The 16238-nt window shown below is 37.2% G+C and carries 16 protein-coding genes; 2 read left to right on the top strand and 14 right to left on the bottom strand.

Features of this window, described 5'->3' with window-relative positions; genetic code table 11:
* Positions 1-543 precede the first annotated feature (543 nt).
* From RVS70_RS19975 to RVS70_RS19960, 4 genes are all read right to left on the bottom strand, one after another.
* Entirely contained in the window at positions 544-3618 is a 3075-nt protein-coding gene (locus tag RVS70_RS19975) for an efflux RND transporter permease subunit (protein ID WP_121603940.1), read from the bottom strand.
* A 3-nt stretch (positions 3619-3621) separates the two neighbouring features.
* Positions 3622-4476, bottom strand: coding sequence for an efflux RND transporter periplasmic adaptor subunit (locus tag RVS70_RS19970; RefSeq protein WP_321134588.1), 855 nt, complete (start codon positions 4474-4476; stop codon positions 3622-3624).
* 30 nt (positions 4477-4506) lie between these two features.
* Complete coding sequence (locus RVS70_RS19965; RefSeq protein ID WP_321134586.1) at positions 4507-5388, bottom strand: TetR/AcrR family transcriptional regulator; 882 nt, start codon at positions 5386-5388, stop codon at positions 4507-4509.
* A 225-nt stretch (positions 5389-5613) separates the two neighbouring features.
* Complete coding sequence (locus tag RVS70_RS19960; protein WP_121603943.1) at positions 5614-6117, bottom strand: competence protein ComK; 504 nt, start codon at positions 6115-6117, stop codon at positions 5614-5616.
* A gap of 252 nt (positions 6118-6369) precedes the next feature.
* Here RVS70_RS19960 and RVS70_RS19955 point away from each other — a divergent pair, with 252 nt between their 5' ends.
* A complete protein-coding gene (locus RVS70_RS19955) occupies positions 6370-6741 on the top strand; it encodes a YtxH domain-containing protein (protein ID WP_121603944.1) in 372 nt (123 codons plus the stop codon).
* 806 nt (positions 6742-7547) lie between these two features.
* Complete coding sequence (locus tag RVS70_RS19950; protein WP_240455790.1) at positions 7548-7721, top strand: YjfB family protein; 174 nt, start codon at positions 7548-7550, stop codon at positions 7719-7721.
* 520 nt (positions 7722-8241) lie between these two features.
* Here RVS70_RS19950 and RVS70_RS19945 read toward each other — a convergent pair.
* The 10 genes from RVS70_RS19945 to RVS70_RS19900 all read right to left on the bottom strand — a co-directional run bounded on the left by RVS70_RS19945 (position 8242) and on the right by RVS70_RS19900 (position 15905).
* Positions 8242-8520, bottom strand: coding sequence for a hypothetical protein (locus tag RVS70_RS19945; RefSeq protein WP_121603946.1), 279 nt, complete (start codon positions 8518-8520; stop codon positions 8242-8244).
* Positions 8521-8762: 242 nt separating this feature from the next.
* Positions 8763-8960, bottom strand: a complete 198-nt coding sequence (locus tag RVS70_RS19940) for a hypothetical protein (RefSeq protein ID WP_121604076.1) — start codon at positions 8958-8960, stop codon at positions 8763-8765.
* A 296-nt stretch (positions 8961-9256) separates the two neighbouring features.
* A complete protein-coding gene (fabZ, locus tag RVS70_RS19935) occupies positions 9257-9676 on the bottom strand; it encodes a 3-hydroxyacyl-ACP dehydratase FabZ (RefSeq protein WP_121603948.1) in 420 nt (139 codons plus the stop codon).
* A gap of 557 nt (positions 9677-10233) precedes the next feature.
* Positions 10234-10590, bottom strand: coding sequence for a DNA-directed RNA polymerase subunit beta (locus RVS70_RS19930; protein ID WP_321134579.1), 357 nt, complete (start codon positions 10588-10590; stop codon positions 10234-10236).
* A gap of 71 nt (positions 10591-10661) precedes the next feature.
* Entirely contained in the window at positions 10662-11492 is an 831-nt protein-coding gene (locus RVS70_RS19925) for a flagellar hook-basal body protein (protein ID WP_026681765.1), read from the bottom strand.
* A gap of 12 nt (positions 11493-11504) precedes the next feature.
* Positions 11505-12308, bottom strand: a complete 804-nt coding sequence (locus tag RVS70_RS19920) for a flagellar hook-basal body protein (protein WP_026681766.1) — start codon at positions 12306-12308, stop codon at positions 11505-11507.
* Positions 12309-12351: 43 nt separating this feature from the next.
* On the bottom strand, positions 12352-13353 hold the full coding sequence (locus tag RVS70_RS19915) for a rod shape-determining protein (protein WP_026681767.1): 1002 nt from the start codon (positions 13351-13353) through the stop codon (positions 12352-12354).
* Positions 13354-13857: 504 nt separating this feature from the next.
* A complete protein-coding gene (gene spoIIID, locus RVS70_RS19910) occupies positions 13858-14139 on the bottom strand; it encodes a sporulation transcriptional regulator SpoIIID (RefSeq protein WP_026681768.1) in 282 nt (93 codons plus the stop codon).
* A gap of 522 nt (positions 14140-14661) precedes the next feature.
* Positions 14662-14790: a hypothetical protein gene (locus RVS70_RS19905; RefSeq protein ID WP_255637807.1), complete on the bottom strand. Its 129-nt coding sequence runs from the start codon at positions 14788-14790 to the stop codon at positions 14662-14664.
* Positions 14791-14894: 104 nt separating this feature from the next.
* Positions 14895-15905, bottom strand: coding sequence for an AimR family lysis-lysogeny pheromone receptor (locus tag RVS70_RS19900; RefSeq protein WP_026681769.1), 1011 nt, complete (start codon positions 15903-15905; stop codon positions 14895-14897).
* Between the last annotated feature and the right edge of the window lie 333 nt (positions 15906-16238).

The following is a 16238-nucleotide window of genomic DNA, read 5'->3' as shown; positions in this document are numbered from 1 at the left end:
GGGCATCTCACCTCTCTGTTTATGTTTGTGTGGTAACTAACATTATACAGGATTTGGGGAGGTGCTCTAATTTTTATGTCTTTAAAGTCTTGAGCCCCAAGGGCTCTATATTATGAAATTAACTCAATAAAGTTAATCAAATACATTTTTTGCGGATGTACTCAGGTTAAAATTAGTGAGAAGTGAAAAAAAGCACGCCCAAATTCACAAGGTTTTTGAATCCGGAAATAATTAACTAACAAATATTAATACTTGACTGATCAGGAAAGTGGCTGGGACAAAAGTAAAATAGTTGAAGACGTGCCCACAGAAAGCAAGCATTTGACTAAGCGATGAATGAATGATCTATTTCCAAAACCGAAACTTTATCTAAATATTTCAGATAAAGTTTCGGTTTTACATCGCTAAAAATTCTTTTGTCCCTAACGAAGCTGCTGGGAAATATACTTCGCTTGCCAAGGAGTCTACGTATCTTTCCCAAGATAGTGTATTGTTCACCTTTAGAATGGGCTTTATCGCTTTATCTCAGCAGCTTCTTATCACCTAAGCTTCTTCTTTATTTTTATTTCTTCTTGTAATTTTTGCTGTTAAATCATCAAACAGTGTGTAGATTACAGGAATTAATAGTAGTGTAAAGATACTTGAAACGCCTAACCCAAATATTATTGTGACCGCTAATGGTTGCTGTGTTTCAGCACCTTCACCAAGAGCAAGCGCTAATGGTACCATTGCTAAAATCGTTGTTAATGTTGTCATAGCAATAGGACGTAGCCTGCTTGGTCCTGCTTCTAAAATTGCTTCATAACGATCTTTCCCTTTTTTGCGTAAAAGATTTATATAATCAACTAATACAATCGAGTTATTCACAACAATACCGGCAAGCATGATTATTCCAATAAAAGCAGGAATACTAAGAGGAATATCCGCGATAAACAGTCCGAGCATAACCCCAATTACAGTTGCAGGCATTGCAAACATAATAATTAATGGGAATAAGAAATTCTCAAATTGTATAGCCATCACTGCATAAACAAGGAAAATCGAGAAGACCAACGCAATTGCTAAATCAGTAAATGAATCTGTCATGTCTTGGGACTGACCACCAATTTCATAGCTATAGCCTTCTGGTAAATTCATGCTCGCAAGTACTGATTCTACGTCTGATGATATACTTCCTAAGTCTCTATCAACTATCTGGCTCGTAACATTCATCTGTGGTTGCTGGTTCTCTCTTAGTAAGCTAACAGGTCCGCTCATTTGCTTAAATTCAGCTACTTCATCAAGTGAAATGGTTGATCCCTGCATTGTTTGAATCTTCATATCATGTAAATCTTCTATTGAACTACGCTGATCCTTTGGATACATAAGGCTAACATCCATTTCCTGACCATCTTCCCGATACTTTGTAGCTACTTGGCCCGTAAATTGTAGCTGCACTTGGCCAAGAACCTGTTCCTGAGTCAAACCGTACATTGCTGCTTTATCTTTGTCAACGGTAATATTCATCTGCGGTACACCATCAGATGCAGCTGATTCTGGATTATAAATTCCATCTACTGTGGATATTTCATCGACAACTTGATCCGCAAGTTCTGTTAACACTTCATGCTCTGGACCGTTTAATTTTATTTGAATAGGTTCTCCCATACTCATGCCCGAATCCATTGAGCTTACTGTGATCTCAGCTCCAGGAATATCCTGAAGTGCTTCGTCCATTTCCTGGACAACAGCATTTGTTGTCTTCTCTCTCTCTGATGAAGGGATTAACTGCATGGTGTAAATTGCCTGGTTCGCACCACCGCCACCAGCTCCGGCAAAGCCTCCTCCGCCGACACTTACATAATTTGTTTCAATGACGGAATCAAATGCCTTTAATTCCTTATTCACCTTTTCAACAACCTCTTCGGTATGCTTCAAAGAGCTTCCAGAGGCTGTTTCAATACGAACCTCCATCTGACCTTGATCAGCAGAAGGAATAAATTCAGCTCCAATAAATGGTGTCAACGCCAAGCTACCAACAATGGCTAGGATGGTAACAAATACTGACGTTTTTCGATGACCCAATACCCATTTTAAGATACTGCGATAACGATCATTGATCCAATCTAAGAAACGATCAAACCAATATCGTCTTCCTCCATCCTTGATTGCTTTTTTCAGTAATTTTGAAGAAAGCATCGGAACAAGTGTAACCGCAACAACCAACGAAGTAATTAACGAAAATGAGACGGCTAAAGCAAGCGGTGTAAATAAATCTGATGCTATTCCTTCTACATAAATAATAGGTAGAAATACTACTAGGGTAGTTGTTGTAGAAGCAATAACGGCAGGAGCCAGTTCAGATGCACCTTTTATTGCTGAATCCTTCAAACTATAACCTTTTTGTCTGAAGGAGTAAATATGCTCCAGTATAACGATGGAGCTATCCACCATCATTCCTAAACCTAATGCTAGCCCTCCTAGTGTTAAGATATTTAACGTCTCGCCAGTGAAATACATTAACGTAAAGGTTGTAATAATTGCAATTGGAATTGATAAACCAATTACAATCGTAGCGCGAATACTCTTTAAAAATAACAACAAGATAAAGATGGAGATAATCCCACCGATTAATATGTTTTGAACTACCGAATCAATAGACATTTGAATAAAGTCAGATGTATCAATAATCACATCTAAATTGACATCAGATGGTAATTCTTGTTTTATTTCTTTGATACTGTCTTCGATATTTGTAGCCACTTCAACCGTATTGCTATCTGTTTTTTTCAAAACAGATAAAACGACTGATGGTTTACCATTTACAAGTGTTAGGCTGGATTGTTCTTTAAAACCATCCTTAACCTTAGCCACGTCTTCTACGTGTATCGTAGCACCTGCTTCAGTTTGAACAATCGTTTGTTTAATATCTTCCACTGATGAAAATTCGCCAGTAATACGGAGTTGAAGATCCTTATTTCCTTTTTCAACGGTTCCAACTGAGGCTGATTGATTCGTACTATTTAATGATTGAACAATAGATTGTGTCGTTACCCCATACTGTTGAAGTTTGGATTCATCCAAGATTAATTGAATTTCTCTTTCCTTTCCACCTTCAACAGAAACAGAGCCCACTCCACCTTGTCTTTCAAAGAATGGCACAACTTGATCATCGGCAACCTCTGTTAACGCTGCTGCATCCTGACCAGTCAGTCCTACCCACATTACAGGCATCTGATCTGGATTAAATCGCATAATATTTGGTTCGCCTGCACTATCTGGCAGCATCCCTTTAACCTGATCCACACTTTCACGCACATCTAACAATGCCTGATCTAAATCTGTTCCATTGCTAAACATTAGCATTACAAGTGAGGAGCCAGACTGCGATTGCGATTGAACTGTTTCAATACCTTCTACAGTACTTACTGCAGATTCGATTGGTCTACTTATTAAATTCTCTACCTCCTGTGGTGCAGCATCATCATAAGTGGTTGCGACCACTGCAACTGGGAGATCTATTTTTGGAAATAAATCAACCGTTAAGCTACGGAGTGAAACGGCTCCCAATGCAAGAATGGCCAGAACAATCATGATAACGCCGACAGGACGTTTTACTGATGTTTTTACAAGCTTCAAAATTTATTCCCCTTTCACGACATTGACCTTACTACCATCAGTTAATGTCAGCTGACCATTTACAACAATCTGATCCCCAGCTTTAACGTCACCCTCAATAGCAGTTTGATTTGACTGTGATTCTTTAATCGAAACTATAGTACGAACAGCCTTATTATCTCTTATCACATAAACAAATGACTCGTCATTTTCCTCTGCAATTGCTTCTGTAGGAACGATAACGGCGGAATCAATTCGTTTTTCTGGAATATGCAATTTTCCAGTCATTCCTGGCAATAAATCATTATCCTTATTCTCTATAGTTGCTTCAATTGGATATAGACCTGTATCATCAGGTATTGTTCCTATTGAAGTAACTTTTGCTTTATATTCTTTATCATTAATAATGGTAGTTAATTTGTCTTCTTTATCTAATAAGGAACGGATATCATTTGTTACCGTAAACTGTAGCTTTATCTTTTCTAAATCAACGATCAATGCTAATGGATTTTCCGTTGAAACAATCTCACCTTTACCTAACGATAATTGTGCAATTTCTCCATCTCGAGAAGCTCTAATATTTTGTTTACCTGCCGGTGTCTTTATAGTAGCTATCAGATCGCCCTCATTGACCTGGTCCCCATTCTCAACCTCCAACGTGTCTACTTCTCCAGGATTTTGAACCATAATAGGAGTTGATGTCAATGGTTGTGTTCGTCCATAAACTGTCTTATCGATAACGATATCCCCTTCCGTCGCTTCCTCCATCTCAACTGGGGTTACTCTCTCTTCGCCTTGCTTCTTATCCTCTTCTTGATTACATGCAGCTAGCAGAACCATTAATAATAATCCCGCAAGACCTATACTTAATCTTTTCATCTATTCGACTCCTCTCTTATCTTTAACACATCATAATAGTTCAACATCGAACACTGTAGCAATTTGTTTAACTTCTTCATTCAATTCAGGATATCCAGTAAAGTGAGCTAACAACCCTTGAATAACTACAGTTTGTGGCTCATTACTATCTGCCTCATTTTGTATGGCCTGTATCACCTGATAGAGTTGAGACTCTTTAGCTCTACTCAATGGTAATTCAGCTACTTTCGACTCTAACTTTCTTAATGCTGCTAGAAAAGGTTGCTTAAAACGCTCATGCTCCGTTGCATTATGATAATCAGAAGGTATTTCTGAGGCTTTGACTAGCGGCTCTTCCTGATTTTCTAGCATTCCTTTAATTAAATCATCTAACCGTCTAACGATAAACATACCTGCTCGATATTTATCAATTGTAATATCATCTATTACCAACCACTTTAAATAACCATGAATGAGACCTTCTACTTGTATAACAGCATCAATAATCATTACATCTATTTGATTACCATAGATATCTCGTAGATTTTCCTTCATCCAATTAAAATTCTCTATCTTTAAGTTGCATATTTGGTTATCCATATCTTGCCCAATTGATATATTTTCACGAAAATACATCATAATATAAGCCTTATGCTTATAGATATAATCAATTAGAACAGTGATTTGATTTGCAAAACTCTCTTTAGGTGTTTTTCCATTACTCTTTGCTTGCTTCATTTCCAAAGTAATATGGCGGTGGAAATCTAGAAAAGCTGTAGTAAGGAAATCTTCTTTCGATGGGAAATATATGTAAAAAGAACCTTTTGATACACCAGCCTCATTCGCAATTTCTTGAATAGAAGTGTTAAAGTACCCCTTTTCAGCAATTAATTTCATTCCTGCTTCAATTAACTTCATCTTTTTCTCATTCAATCTCGTCACCACCTGTTTTACGTAATAACTATACGAATAGTTTCAATAAAATCCTGACTTACCGGTCAGTCATTATACCACTTTATAAGTTTAACAACAAAAGCGTTTTCAAAACAAGTAAATTTACGTAAAAAAAAAGAAACATATTGTTCCCTATTCTGAGCTACCAGCTTGTCCACCCAACTAAATCTTAATTTCTTTGCGTCCGTCTCTTATTTATCTGTATTAAAATTTAAAATATCGATTTCGGAAACTACGTTGGTCGAATAAAAACCCTCTATTCATATGTACGATTAATTGGCTAGTTCGCTTATATTGCATATCAAACGCATTATGCGAGATATTAATTAGTAAGTCATTGCCATCAAAAAATTTAATATAAGTCTGATCTTTGTACTTTTCATAAGTATCAATATGATGATAAGCCAACCAAACACAGCTTTTATTTTTTATTGAGGCAGTAGGTAGCATGTAAACACCCTTCTCTGGAATTATAGGAACTGGGAGTTTGCTAGACGATTTTAATATACGCTTCACAGCCTTCCTTCTTCCGTCTAACGTCGATCCATATAATAAACAACTATTGTTAATTATCTGTTCTGGTTTATGTAAAGACCTTCTCTGCATATTTCCTTCCAAAATAATAGAGCGAAAGTAGGATCGTTCCTTTAATAAGATAGCTTTCGTTTGTGGAGAAATAATATATACCGATGTAATTCGTTGTTCCATCTATTTACCTCCTGATTTTATTTTTATTAGTTGTAAATCTATTTTACTATGAATATAAATGGTTTTGGTATATATTCAGATGATTTAAAATGATTGGGTATAATTTAAATATATTTAATTTTACCGTTTTATTCTTATAGATTAGGGGTAATGAACTTATAATTAGCTAAAGTCACATGCTTGTATGAGTGAGATTAAAACATCTCCTATCTTTTGTTACGCGGTGACATCATATTAACAGGAGGAGAAAGAATGGCTAAAACTGAAACGAAGAGATCGATCAATGTAAAACAAGTTATATCAGGGACATTAATGGGTGCTGCTGTTGGTGCCATTACATCCTTACTATTAGCCCCTAAAACAGGGAGAGAGCTTCGTAAAGATATTTCAAAGCAGATGGTAAATACAAAAGATAATACGGTAGTAATAACCAAGAAATTTGGAAATTCAGCTAAGGGGAAACTCACAAATGTAAAACAAACGGCATCTGCTACTTCAAAAAAAATAACGGACAAAGTAAAAGCGCAAAGACAAAATAAACAAAAGCTTGAAAACCAGCAGACGGATGTAGAGATTCATTCCGCAAAAAAAGAATTAGCTGCTGCCAATGAAGCAAAAAAATAGAATACTTTATCATCTCATATGTAAAGATAAAGTGAAACTTCCATCCGTGAAGGTGATATTTCCCACGGATTGGTAGTACCACAAGGGTATGACCTAAGGCCCTGTAACCAATCGGACATTTACTGGCAGGCGACCACACACTTATCCATATTCATTTCACTTTATCGCTTGAAGTGGGGGGCTTACTGCCAGTTATATGCGGGATAAAGTGAAACTTCAATCCGTGGGGAGTTTTGTTTATCCCCACGGATGGTTAGGTGAACCAATCGGACATTTACTGGCAGTTGTTCCACACTTACCCATATTGGGTTCACTTTATTGCTTAAAGTGCGGATCTTACTGCCAGTTATATGCGGGATAAAGTGAAACTTCCATCCGTGGGGGTTTTGTTTTTCCCCACGGATGGTTAGTTAAACCAATCGGACATTTACTGGCAGTTGTTCCGCACTTACCCATATTGGGTTCACTTTATTGCTTAAAGTGCGGATCTTACTGCCAGTTATATGCGGGATAAAGTGAAACTTCAATCCGTGGGGGTTTTGTTTTTCCCCACGGATGGTTAGTTAAACCAATCGGACATTTACTGGCAGTTGTTCCACACTTACCCATATTGGGTTCACTTTATTGCTTAAAGTGCGGATCTTACTGCCAGTTATATGCGGGATAAACACAAATTATCTCATTTTACGATAACCATTATGAAATAATTTATAGATTAGATGCCTAGGTCTTTCCACCTATGTTATACTAAATATAGCTCAAACTAACTTTAAGTAGAAAGGCCTGATTTTATGGATATTGCTGCATTGTCTGTTACTATGGCAAATCAACAAGTTCGTTCTGATGCAAGTATTGCCGTGATGAAAAATGCTATGAAAGTAATGGAAACGCAAGGCGTACAATTGCAAGAAATGCTCGACCAATCTGCACCTACAGCACCGCATCCATCGCTTGGCAATCGAGTTGATATCTCGCTTTAGTTCCCCTTGTTCATTGTAGAAGTTTCGCATCACAAGTTTTAAACGTATAAGAAATAATGTAAAATAGAACAAAAGCGCAAGCGTCCGATTAAAAACGTAGCGACTGGAGCGAATCAACGGAGATAAAAGAATCACAGTGAGCTTGCGAGCCGATGATGACCTAGATTAGGGCGATTTGTAAAGTCGGCCTCGTTTCTGGGCGCTGTAGCTGGACGCGGTTCAACACCACATGGGCTATTTTATAATTTCCTAGAATAACAAAAGCAGAACTTTCCTACTTTAGGATTTGTTCTGCTTGTTTAGTGATAATGTGAAACTTCAATCCGCGGGGGTTTGTTTATCCCCCACGGCTTGTTAGTACCACAAGGGTATGGACCTAAAGGCCTTTGAATCAATCGGACATTTACTGGCAGGCGATCCTCACTTACCAATAGTGGTTTCACTTTATTGCTTGAAGTGGGGGGCTTACTGCCAGTAAATGTGGGATAAAAACCTACATTAAGAGTGAAGAGATGAAATGTTATTGATTTCCTTCTCCATTCTCATCTTTGTTTTCATCATCCATCATGTTATTATCATTATTTTCGTCAGTGTCGTTACCATCATTCTCCATGTCAGGATTTTCTTCATTCATTCCTCCATTATCATCAGCAGGATTGTCATCGATATTATCTTCTTCCTGTTGATCTAGAGGTGCCTCATCCTCTACTGGATCCTGATCGTCATCTATTCCGCATGCTGCGATTAAAGACAACGCTAATACTGGTGCACCAAACTTCACTAGAAGTTTTTTCTTCATGTATTTTACCTCCTTTTGTTGTTCGTTATCTGTCTTAGCATAACCATTTCAAAAGAAGTCATACAATTTTTTTCAAAAATTACCTTAAATTTAACATGTATACACATTTGAACCAGAGAAACCAGCTGGATTACTGCCTTCCCTTAACCAACAGTCTAAGAAAAACTGAGCGAAATTCGCTCAGTCCTTATCACTAAATGCTCAGATTCACGCTTTCTCTAATAGCTATTATGGAATAATAGCTACTGCTTGACCACCACTCCGGCTGCCCACTTCCCTTTCCGTGGCGTTTGTCCTTCAGCTAACTTTTTTAGCAAAACCCGCTCAAAAAAGTGGATCTTCAGGTCAAACATTTCCCACAGGAGTTGAAGTGGCCGGCCTTCGCTATTATCAGGCTCTACAACGCTAGCATGAAGTAACACAACTGCTTTTATACTCACGGATAGCGATTTTTACTTTACCCATTGTAAAAAAAGTCAACCTATTACTTATGACAAGAATTGTTGCACCTTCTCATAGCGGAGACTAATTACGTAGACTCCTGCGGGAATTGCGCGAGCCGAAAATCCACTTTGCAACGTGTTCTTCTTTGCAAAGTTAGTTGAAGCCGTGCCCGCGGAAAGCGAAGTAATTAGTCGGAGCATTGCCAATATACATCAAACATTTCAAAATAACTACTTGGCTTAACGCAGTCATTGCACTGATTTTATACTTTCTTAACTTTTAAAAAAGAAGACTATTTTATAGCGAACATAATCTCAGCTTCACAGGCAACTTCTCCATCCACTTTAGCAATAGCTTTTCCTTTACCAACTGGACCTTTTAATCGCACTATCTCTACATCCATATGCAATTGATCACCTGGTTTCACTTGTCTTTTAAATCGACACTTGTCAACGCCAGCTAAAAATCCTATCTTCCCTTTATTTTCTTCTAAACCGAGCATTGCAATTGCTCCAACTTGAGCAAGTGCTTCAAGTATTAAAACGCCTGGCATTACTGCGTAATCCGGAAAATGCCCTTGAAAAAACGGTTCATTAGCAGATACATTTTTTATCCCAGATACCCTTTTTCCCTCTTCTATTTCCGTAACCCGATCTACTAATAGGAAAGGATAACGGTGTGGGATCGTTTCTTTAATTTGTTCAATATTCATAAGATCTCTCCTTTTTTAATTTTATTGTTAAAAATTTTCTGTCCATTGCAATGCTGCCATTTTATTTGCCGGAGAAAAACATTTACGGTGAAAACAACCGTCTGTTTTTGGAAATCAACTGTGTTCCCATATAAAATTTCAATAAAACTAATCGAATGAAGAGAGGTAGACCTCTACTAAGGAAAACTCAACCAGGGTTTTGTTTCCTCCCCACGGATTGTTCGTACCACAAGGGTATGACCTAAAGGCCTTTGCACCAATCGGACATTTACTGGCAATCGTTCCCCCTCTTACCAATTTTGGTTTCTCTTTATTACTTGAAGTGGGGAATCTTATTGCAAATTGTATGTGGGATAAAGTGAAACTTCTATCCGTGGGAGGTTGGTTTATCCCCACGGATGGTTAGGTGAACCAATCGGACATTTACCGGCAGTTGATCCATCACTTCCCCATATTGGTTTTTCTTCATTACTTGAAATGAGGGGCTTACTGCCGATTATATGCGGGATAAAAAAGAGCATCTAATCTTCTTTGATATTCGACTAGATGCTTTCATTTTATTCTGTTTTAGTTACTATATCAATAATATGCTGCCAAGTCTCTTTCTTTAATACATCTACCGGAGTGCCATCGCCTATTACACCGTATCCAATCATTAATCCTGCCACTAATGCAATAGCACAAAAAAGAAGAACGACAATGATCCGTAACCAAATGGGGAAAATCCGCAACCTTGGTCTTTTTCCCATTTTTCTCTCCTGCTTTTGCTTCTGTTTTTGAGATTTTCTCGTTTTTCTTTCCGCTTCAACAGGACGATCCTTTTTCTCTTTCATCCGATTTAAAAATCGCTGAAATTTAGAAGGCCTCTTAGGTTTTTTTTCCGACATTGCTCGATCCTCTTGATTTATAGACATGATTTGTTTCTCCTTATTCCTTTAAAAATACATAGGCATAACATTTTAATTCTTATGAGCAAGTTAATACATTAGCGTAATTGATTTACTAAGCCTGACATTTGATCACTCATAGATATGGTTCTTGCATTAAATTGATATGAACGTTGTGTCATGATTAAATCTGACATTTCTTTTGATATATCTACATTAGACATTTCTAATGCTCCGCTTTTTAATAAAGACTCATTGTCGCCTACATTTTGGATAATTTCACCGAAATTAAAACCAAGCTCATTTAAGTTTGGTAATTTAAACTCATTATTCCCCGTAGCCTCTAATAATCGAGGTCGAACGGCTTCAACAATTGCAAGTCGACCAACAACCTCCGTTTGGTTTCCTCTTCTTACCTCAATCTGACCATTTGGCTGAATAGCAATATCATCAAAGCCTTCTTCTATTAGAATAGGTCCATTTACTCCAAGTATTGGGCTGCCATCACTGTTGGTTAACATAACTTCTTGATCATTGTTCATAGGACTTAAGTAAAACGCTCCATCACGGGTATAACGCGTTTCTGTTACACCATTTTCGACTACTTGTACTTGGTAAAAATGATTTTCACCCAAAAGCGCCGTATCTAATGCTCGTTCTGTTTCAGTGAGCGTACCTTGTGAGAGATTTATATTTGTTGAACCGAGTTTTGCACCTGCTCCAATACGTAGTCCATCCGGTGTTAGTCTACCTTCTGCATTTGCAGGGTCTGTCATGTTATTCATTTGCTGAAATAATAAAGAAGAAAAATCGGCTTGTCTGCTTTTAAAGCCAGTTGTTTGACTATTCGCCATATTATTTCCGATTAGATCCAATTTATTTTGCAGTTGATTCATTGTGACTGCTGCTTGTATCATCGTTCTGGACATACCTTATTCCCCCTAGACTAGACGCGCAATTTCGCTTACTGCCTTCCCCATACTCTCATCATAAGCTTTCAATACTCGTTGATTCGTCTCAAACAATCGATAAGACTCCATCATTTGCGTCATAGATTGAAGTGAATCTACATTTGACCTTTCAAGAAATCCTTGTTTGATTGAAAATGTTACGCCTGGGGGTAAATCTGCAGCGTCTCCTGCATATAACCCATTTCCTTCTTTCGTTAACCCATTAGCATCTGTTGCATACGCTACTCCCAAATTAACAGACTGCTCGGGAGTTTGCAGCAAGCCGTCTGGTGTTACGCTAAACTCCATTCCATTTGTATAAATCGGCTCTCCTGACTGATCAAGCACGTAGAAGCCTTGATTTGTTACTAAATACCCTTGTCCATCAACCGTAAAATTTCCATTTCTAGTGTAACGAATTTCTCCATCAGTGTCTTGAACAGTAAAAAATAAACTTCCGGCCTCATCGGGTAATTCACCATTAACGATTGCAAGGTCCGTGGCAATACCAGTTTCTCTCATATCACCCTGGGTAAAGTTTGGAATGGTTTCCTGAACATACACCCCTGTATTTAATGAGCCAATTGGCTGTTGTATAGGTACATGCATCGATGTACTTGTGGGAACTTCTTTTCCACCCATTTGATTCAATAACATTTCCGGAAATGCTCGCAAGCTTGTCTGATCGGCTTTATATCCTGGAGTATTAGCATTGGAAATATTGTTAGAAAAAGCTTCCTGTTGACGTTGCTGAGCAATCATCCCGCTTGCAGCCGTATAAAAGCCTCTTAACAAGACGTCCCCTCCTCGATCTGATTTTTAACAGGTCTTCATTCCGTTAGATAACTTTTTTGCGTTCAATCTTATCAATATTTTCCAGCATCATTCCTGTACCTTTTGCTACACAGCTCATTGGCTCCTCTGCAATGAAAACAGGCACCTTAAGCTCTTCTGCAAGTAACTCATCAATACCGTGAATTAATGCTCCGCCACCTGTTAGAATGACCCCTCGGTCAATAATATCAGCAGATAATTCTGGTGGCGTACGTTCTAGTACAGATTTTGCAGCCTGTACGATTAGGAATACGGATTCACGTAATGCTGCTTCAATTTCAGTAGAATTAACGGAAATAGTACGTGGTAATCCTGATACCATATCACGACCTCGGATTTCCATTTCTTCATTTCTTCCACCCTTGAATACCGTTGCCACATTTATTTTTATCTCTTCTGCAGTTCTTTCACCAATTAATAGTTTGTACTTTTTCTTTATGTATTGTAAAATTTCGATATCAAATTTATCACCGGCCATTTTAATGGACTCAGATGTCACAATATCGCCCATTGATAAAACGGCTACATCTGTCGTACCTCCACCTATATCAACAACCATATTTCCACTCGGCTGGAAGATTTCCATACCAGCACCAATTGCTGCTACCTTTGGCTCTTCTTCTAGGTAAACTTTTTTACCACCTGATTTTTCCGCTGCTTCTTTAATAGCCTTTTGCTCAACCTTCGTGATGTTGGTTGGACAACAGATAAGTATACGCGGCTTAGACAAAACTCCTTTTACGTTTATTTTATTGATAAAATGCTTCAGCATAGCTTCTGTAACATCAAAATCAGCAATTACTCCATCCTTTAATGGACGAATTGCTTCTATGTTCCCTGGTGTACGTCCAACCATTTTTCTTGCAGCCTCACCAACCTCTAGCACTTTTCCTGTGTGTCGGTCCATCGCCACAACGGATGGCTCATTCAAAACTATTCCTTTTCCTTTAACATGAATTAATACATTGGCTGTACCAAGATCAATTCCAATATCCCTAGAAAACATGGGTTCAGATCCTCCTACTTAGATTACTATCTCTTTTTTATCCATACTGCTACTAATATAATATTTTACCACAAAACTCTACAATTAACTGCATTTTATTTAAATTTTGTCTAGGAAATTCGACAGGGATAAATGTTTAAATAATATCATTAACGAATACGGTCTAATCACATCCTAAAGAGGCCCGGGGGTAACTAACAACTTCTTTACTCAAAATACGAATAACCATGTTATCAATAGGAGTATCATCGCCGCACCATTAAAATATACGCTCTTTCCGCGGGCACAGCATCAGCTAACTTAGTAAAGAAAAATACGTTACCAAGTGGATCTTCGGACTCGTGCTGTTCCCGCGGGAGTCTTGCATATTTCAGATGCTAAATGAATGATCCTAATCAAAAAACGAACGATAATTAAACCCAAACTAATAATCGTTCGTTTTTCACTGTTTATTCATTCTTTTGTCTCAGCCTCTTTAATTTTCACTAATTTTGTTATAACCACTTATCCTACTGGCTTTGCCTCCTCTGTATGTTTAGGCTCGATTTTATATTTTTTTCTCGTTGCTTCTCCTCCACGCAAATGACGGATAGCCTTATGATGCTCAAGAACCTTCTTTACCCTGTTTGCCAATTCTGGATTAATCTCTGGTAATCGTTCTGTTAAGTCTTTATGGACTGTGCTTTTAGAAACACCAAATTCTTTCGCTATCACTCGGACAGTTTTCTTTGTCTCCACGACGTAATTTCCTATCCTGATAGTCCTTTCTTTGATGTAATCGTGCACACCGTTCGCCTCCCTGAGTTGTATATTTCCGAGGTGGTATTGAGACAAGGTGTTCCATTAGTGGCCTGCATATATGTTGAAATCATAAAATAAGTCGCTATGTATACTTGTTTTTACATGTCTACATCCATTATTGTATTTTACTTAATATTCTGTTATTTATATATACAAATTAGCTGATTTATGTGTGTAACCAGAAATAAAGCCACACATGCTCTCACCTCAGACATTTCGGAATGATTGGTTTGTATAAGTTTATTATCGAGTAGGTGTGTTTATGATTAAAAAACCATCTTTAAGGAAAGAAGGACATGCATTTTTTAATGAGGAAAGTAGCAGAACGTTCCCTGAATATGAACATATCAATTTCTTGCGAAGTAATAAGTAGTAAAAATATATAAAAAACGATTCAACCTTTTCATCTTGCATTAGTGCTCCTTGTCACGCTTCCTACCAGTAATACTGTATTTTTTTCTTGGTCTTGATTCTTTTCCTAATAGACTACGTAAATTCTCTTTACTTTTAGTCTAACGGTCCAAGATCAGGGTCGGCTTGTATAGACACACCGGAATCAGCAGAAATATTACCAGGAACTAAAGAAATCATCATCACCAATACAGCCATACAAAGAAAAGATTTTACCTTTTTCATTTTATTACCTCCTAAGGAATATAAGGTTAGAAAAAGTTGAATCGTTAATCACCTATTTAGTTTTCATTTAATTAATTCTTCTTCACCACTCTCGGAATATTTTTTCACATTGTCTTCAATATATTGAGAGGTAACCTACTAAAGAAATAATCACTGCGCTTCTCAATAAAATCCTTATGAGATTGCAACAACAGTCGTTTATCATGTTTTGCTTTTCCCATGTAATATAGTCTAAAAGGGCTATTTAATGGGATATTACTTAATATCTCAATCGCTTTGTCTTTATTCCCTTTTGCAATTTCAATATGTGCCTGTTCACTTTTATCTACGGTGGTTATACCTTCCACCTTTTTAAAATGTGCAGCTATAAAAGGAATATTGTTATTTCGAATTAGATGCAAGACATCTTTTAGCTCATATTTTTCAGCTAAAGCAGTAGCCTCTTCTAAATGATGCATTGCTTGAAAGTACGTATCAAATGTATAGGAGAACCCAAGTTTTATATGAACGCCTGCTTTTGTTGAAGGGTTTTGTGAAAGATTAAGTACTCTATAGGCACATTTCCTCGCCATAATAAGTTCATTTCTCGACATATAATAAATCATTAAAATATGATTGAGTCTTATATTGAAAAAGGAAACAAGAAGTCTGTCATCGATTCTAGCAAATAATTGTTGTTGGATTTCTAAAAAATTACCCAATTTTCCCAGTTGATTTAGATCATAATATAAAGTTACCTTAACAAATTCTATTAGGCATTCTGTTTCGGGGTCGTTTATTGTTGGCATTCGTTTAATTCTCTGTAGCAATTCATGTGGAGGAGTTCTCTTTATTCTTCTATCTATCATTAACTGATAAATAGATGCCCATTGTCTGTTGGAAGTATAGGTGGATTTCAGATTCTTCTCAATCAATTGTTGCAATTCTCCAAAGAAGCCATTCATATATAAAAATTCCATGCCTTTTTTCTGAATATCTCGCGATGATGATTGTAAGCAGTATTTTCGGATTAATTGTATCACTGTTTCATCATTATGATCCCGTGATAGAAATTCCTTTAACTGCTCCAATGATAGCTCATCTTTACCCGAAATAAACATAGTAGGTAAGGACATTAATTTTAAACTCCTTTCCAACAAAGAAAAACAAGGCTTATTATCACTTGACTGTAAACAACTTTCGTCAAGCTTCAACATAATATTTTATTAATCACTATATTAACACATTTTCAACAAATAAAAAGAGGTAATCGTTCGACAAATTTTGCTATACATAAGAAACACTATGGTATAGCCAAATTTTTATACTTTCTTATCTTTCTAAAAAAACTGAGCAAAATTCGCTCAGTCCTTATCACTAAATGCTCAGATTTACGCTTCCTCTAGTAGCTATTATGGAATAATAGCTACTGCTTGCTTGACCACCACTCCGGCTGCCCACTTCCCTTT

This window comes from Virgibacillus sp. M23 (genome assembly GCF_034190895.1).
GTDB lineage: Bacteria > Bacillota > Bacilli > Bacillales > Amphibacillaceae > Virgibacillus > Virgibacillus salarius.
This window is presented reverse-complemented; position numbering and strand designations above follow the sequence as displayed.

Excerpts from the sequence above, each read along its gene's own strand:
- RVS70_RS19915 (WP_026681767.1), bottom strand. The coding sequence starts at position 13,353 with ATGTTTTCTAGGGATATTGGAATTGATCTTGGTACAGCCAATGTATTA.
- RVS70_RS19925 (WP_026681765.1), bottom strand. The coding sequence starts at position 11,492 with ATGTCCAGAACGATGATACAAGCAGCAGTCACAATGAATCAACTGCAA.
- RVS70_RS19900 (WP_026681769.1), bottom strand. The coding sequence starts at position 15,905 with ATGTCCTTACCTACTATGTTTATTTCGGGTAAAGATGAGCTATCATTG.
- RVS70_RS19930 (WP_321134579.1), bottom strand. The coding sequence starts at position 10,590 with ATGTCTATAAATCAAGAGGATCGAGCAATGTCGGAAAAAAAACCTAAG.
- RVS70_RS19955 (WP_121603944.1), top strand. The coding sequence starts at position 6,370 with ATGGCTAAAACTGAAACGAAGAGATCGATCAATGTAAAACAAGTTATA.
- fabZ (WP_121603948.1), bottom strand. The coding sequence starts at position 9,676 with ATGAATATTGAACAAATTAAAGAAACGATCCCACACCGTTATCCTTTC.
- RVS70_RS19905 (WP_255637807.1), bottom strand. The coding sequence starts at position 14,790 with ATGAAAAAGGTAAAATCTTTTCTTTGTATGGCTGTATTGGTGATGATG.
- RVS70_RS19945 (WP_121603946.1), bottom strand. The coding sequence starts at position 8,520 with ATGAAGAAAAAACTTCTAGTGAAGTTTGGTGCACCAGTATTAGCGTTG.
- RVS70_RS19960 (WP_121603943.1), bottom strand. The coding sequence starts at position 6,117 with ATGGAACAACGAATTACATCGGTATATATTATTTCTCCACAAACGAAA.
- RVS70_RS19970 (WP_321134588.1), bottom strand. The coding sequence starts at position 4,476 with ATGAAAAGATTAAGTATAGGTCTTGCGGGATTATTATTAATGGTTCTG.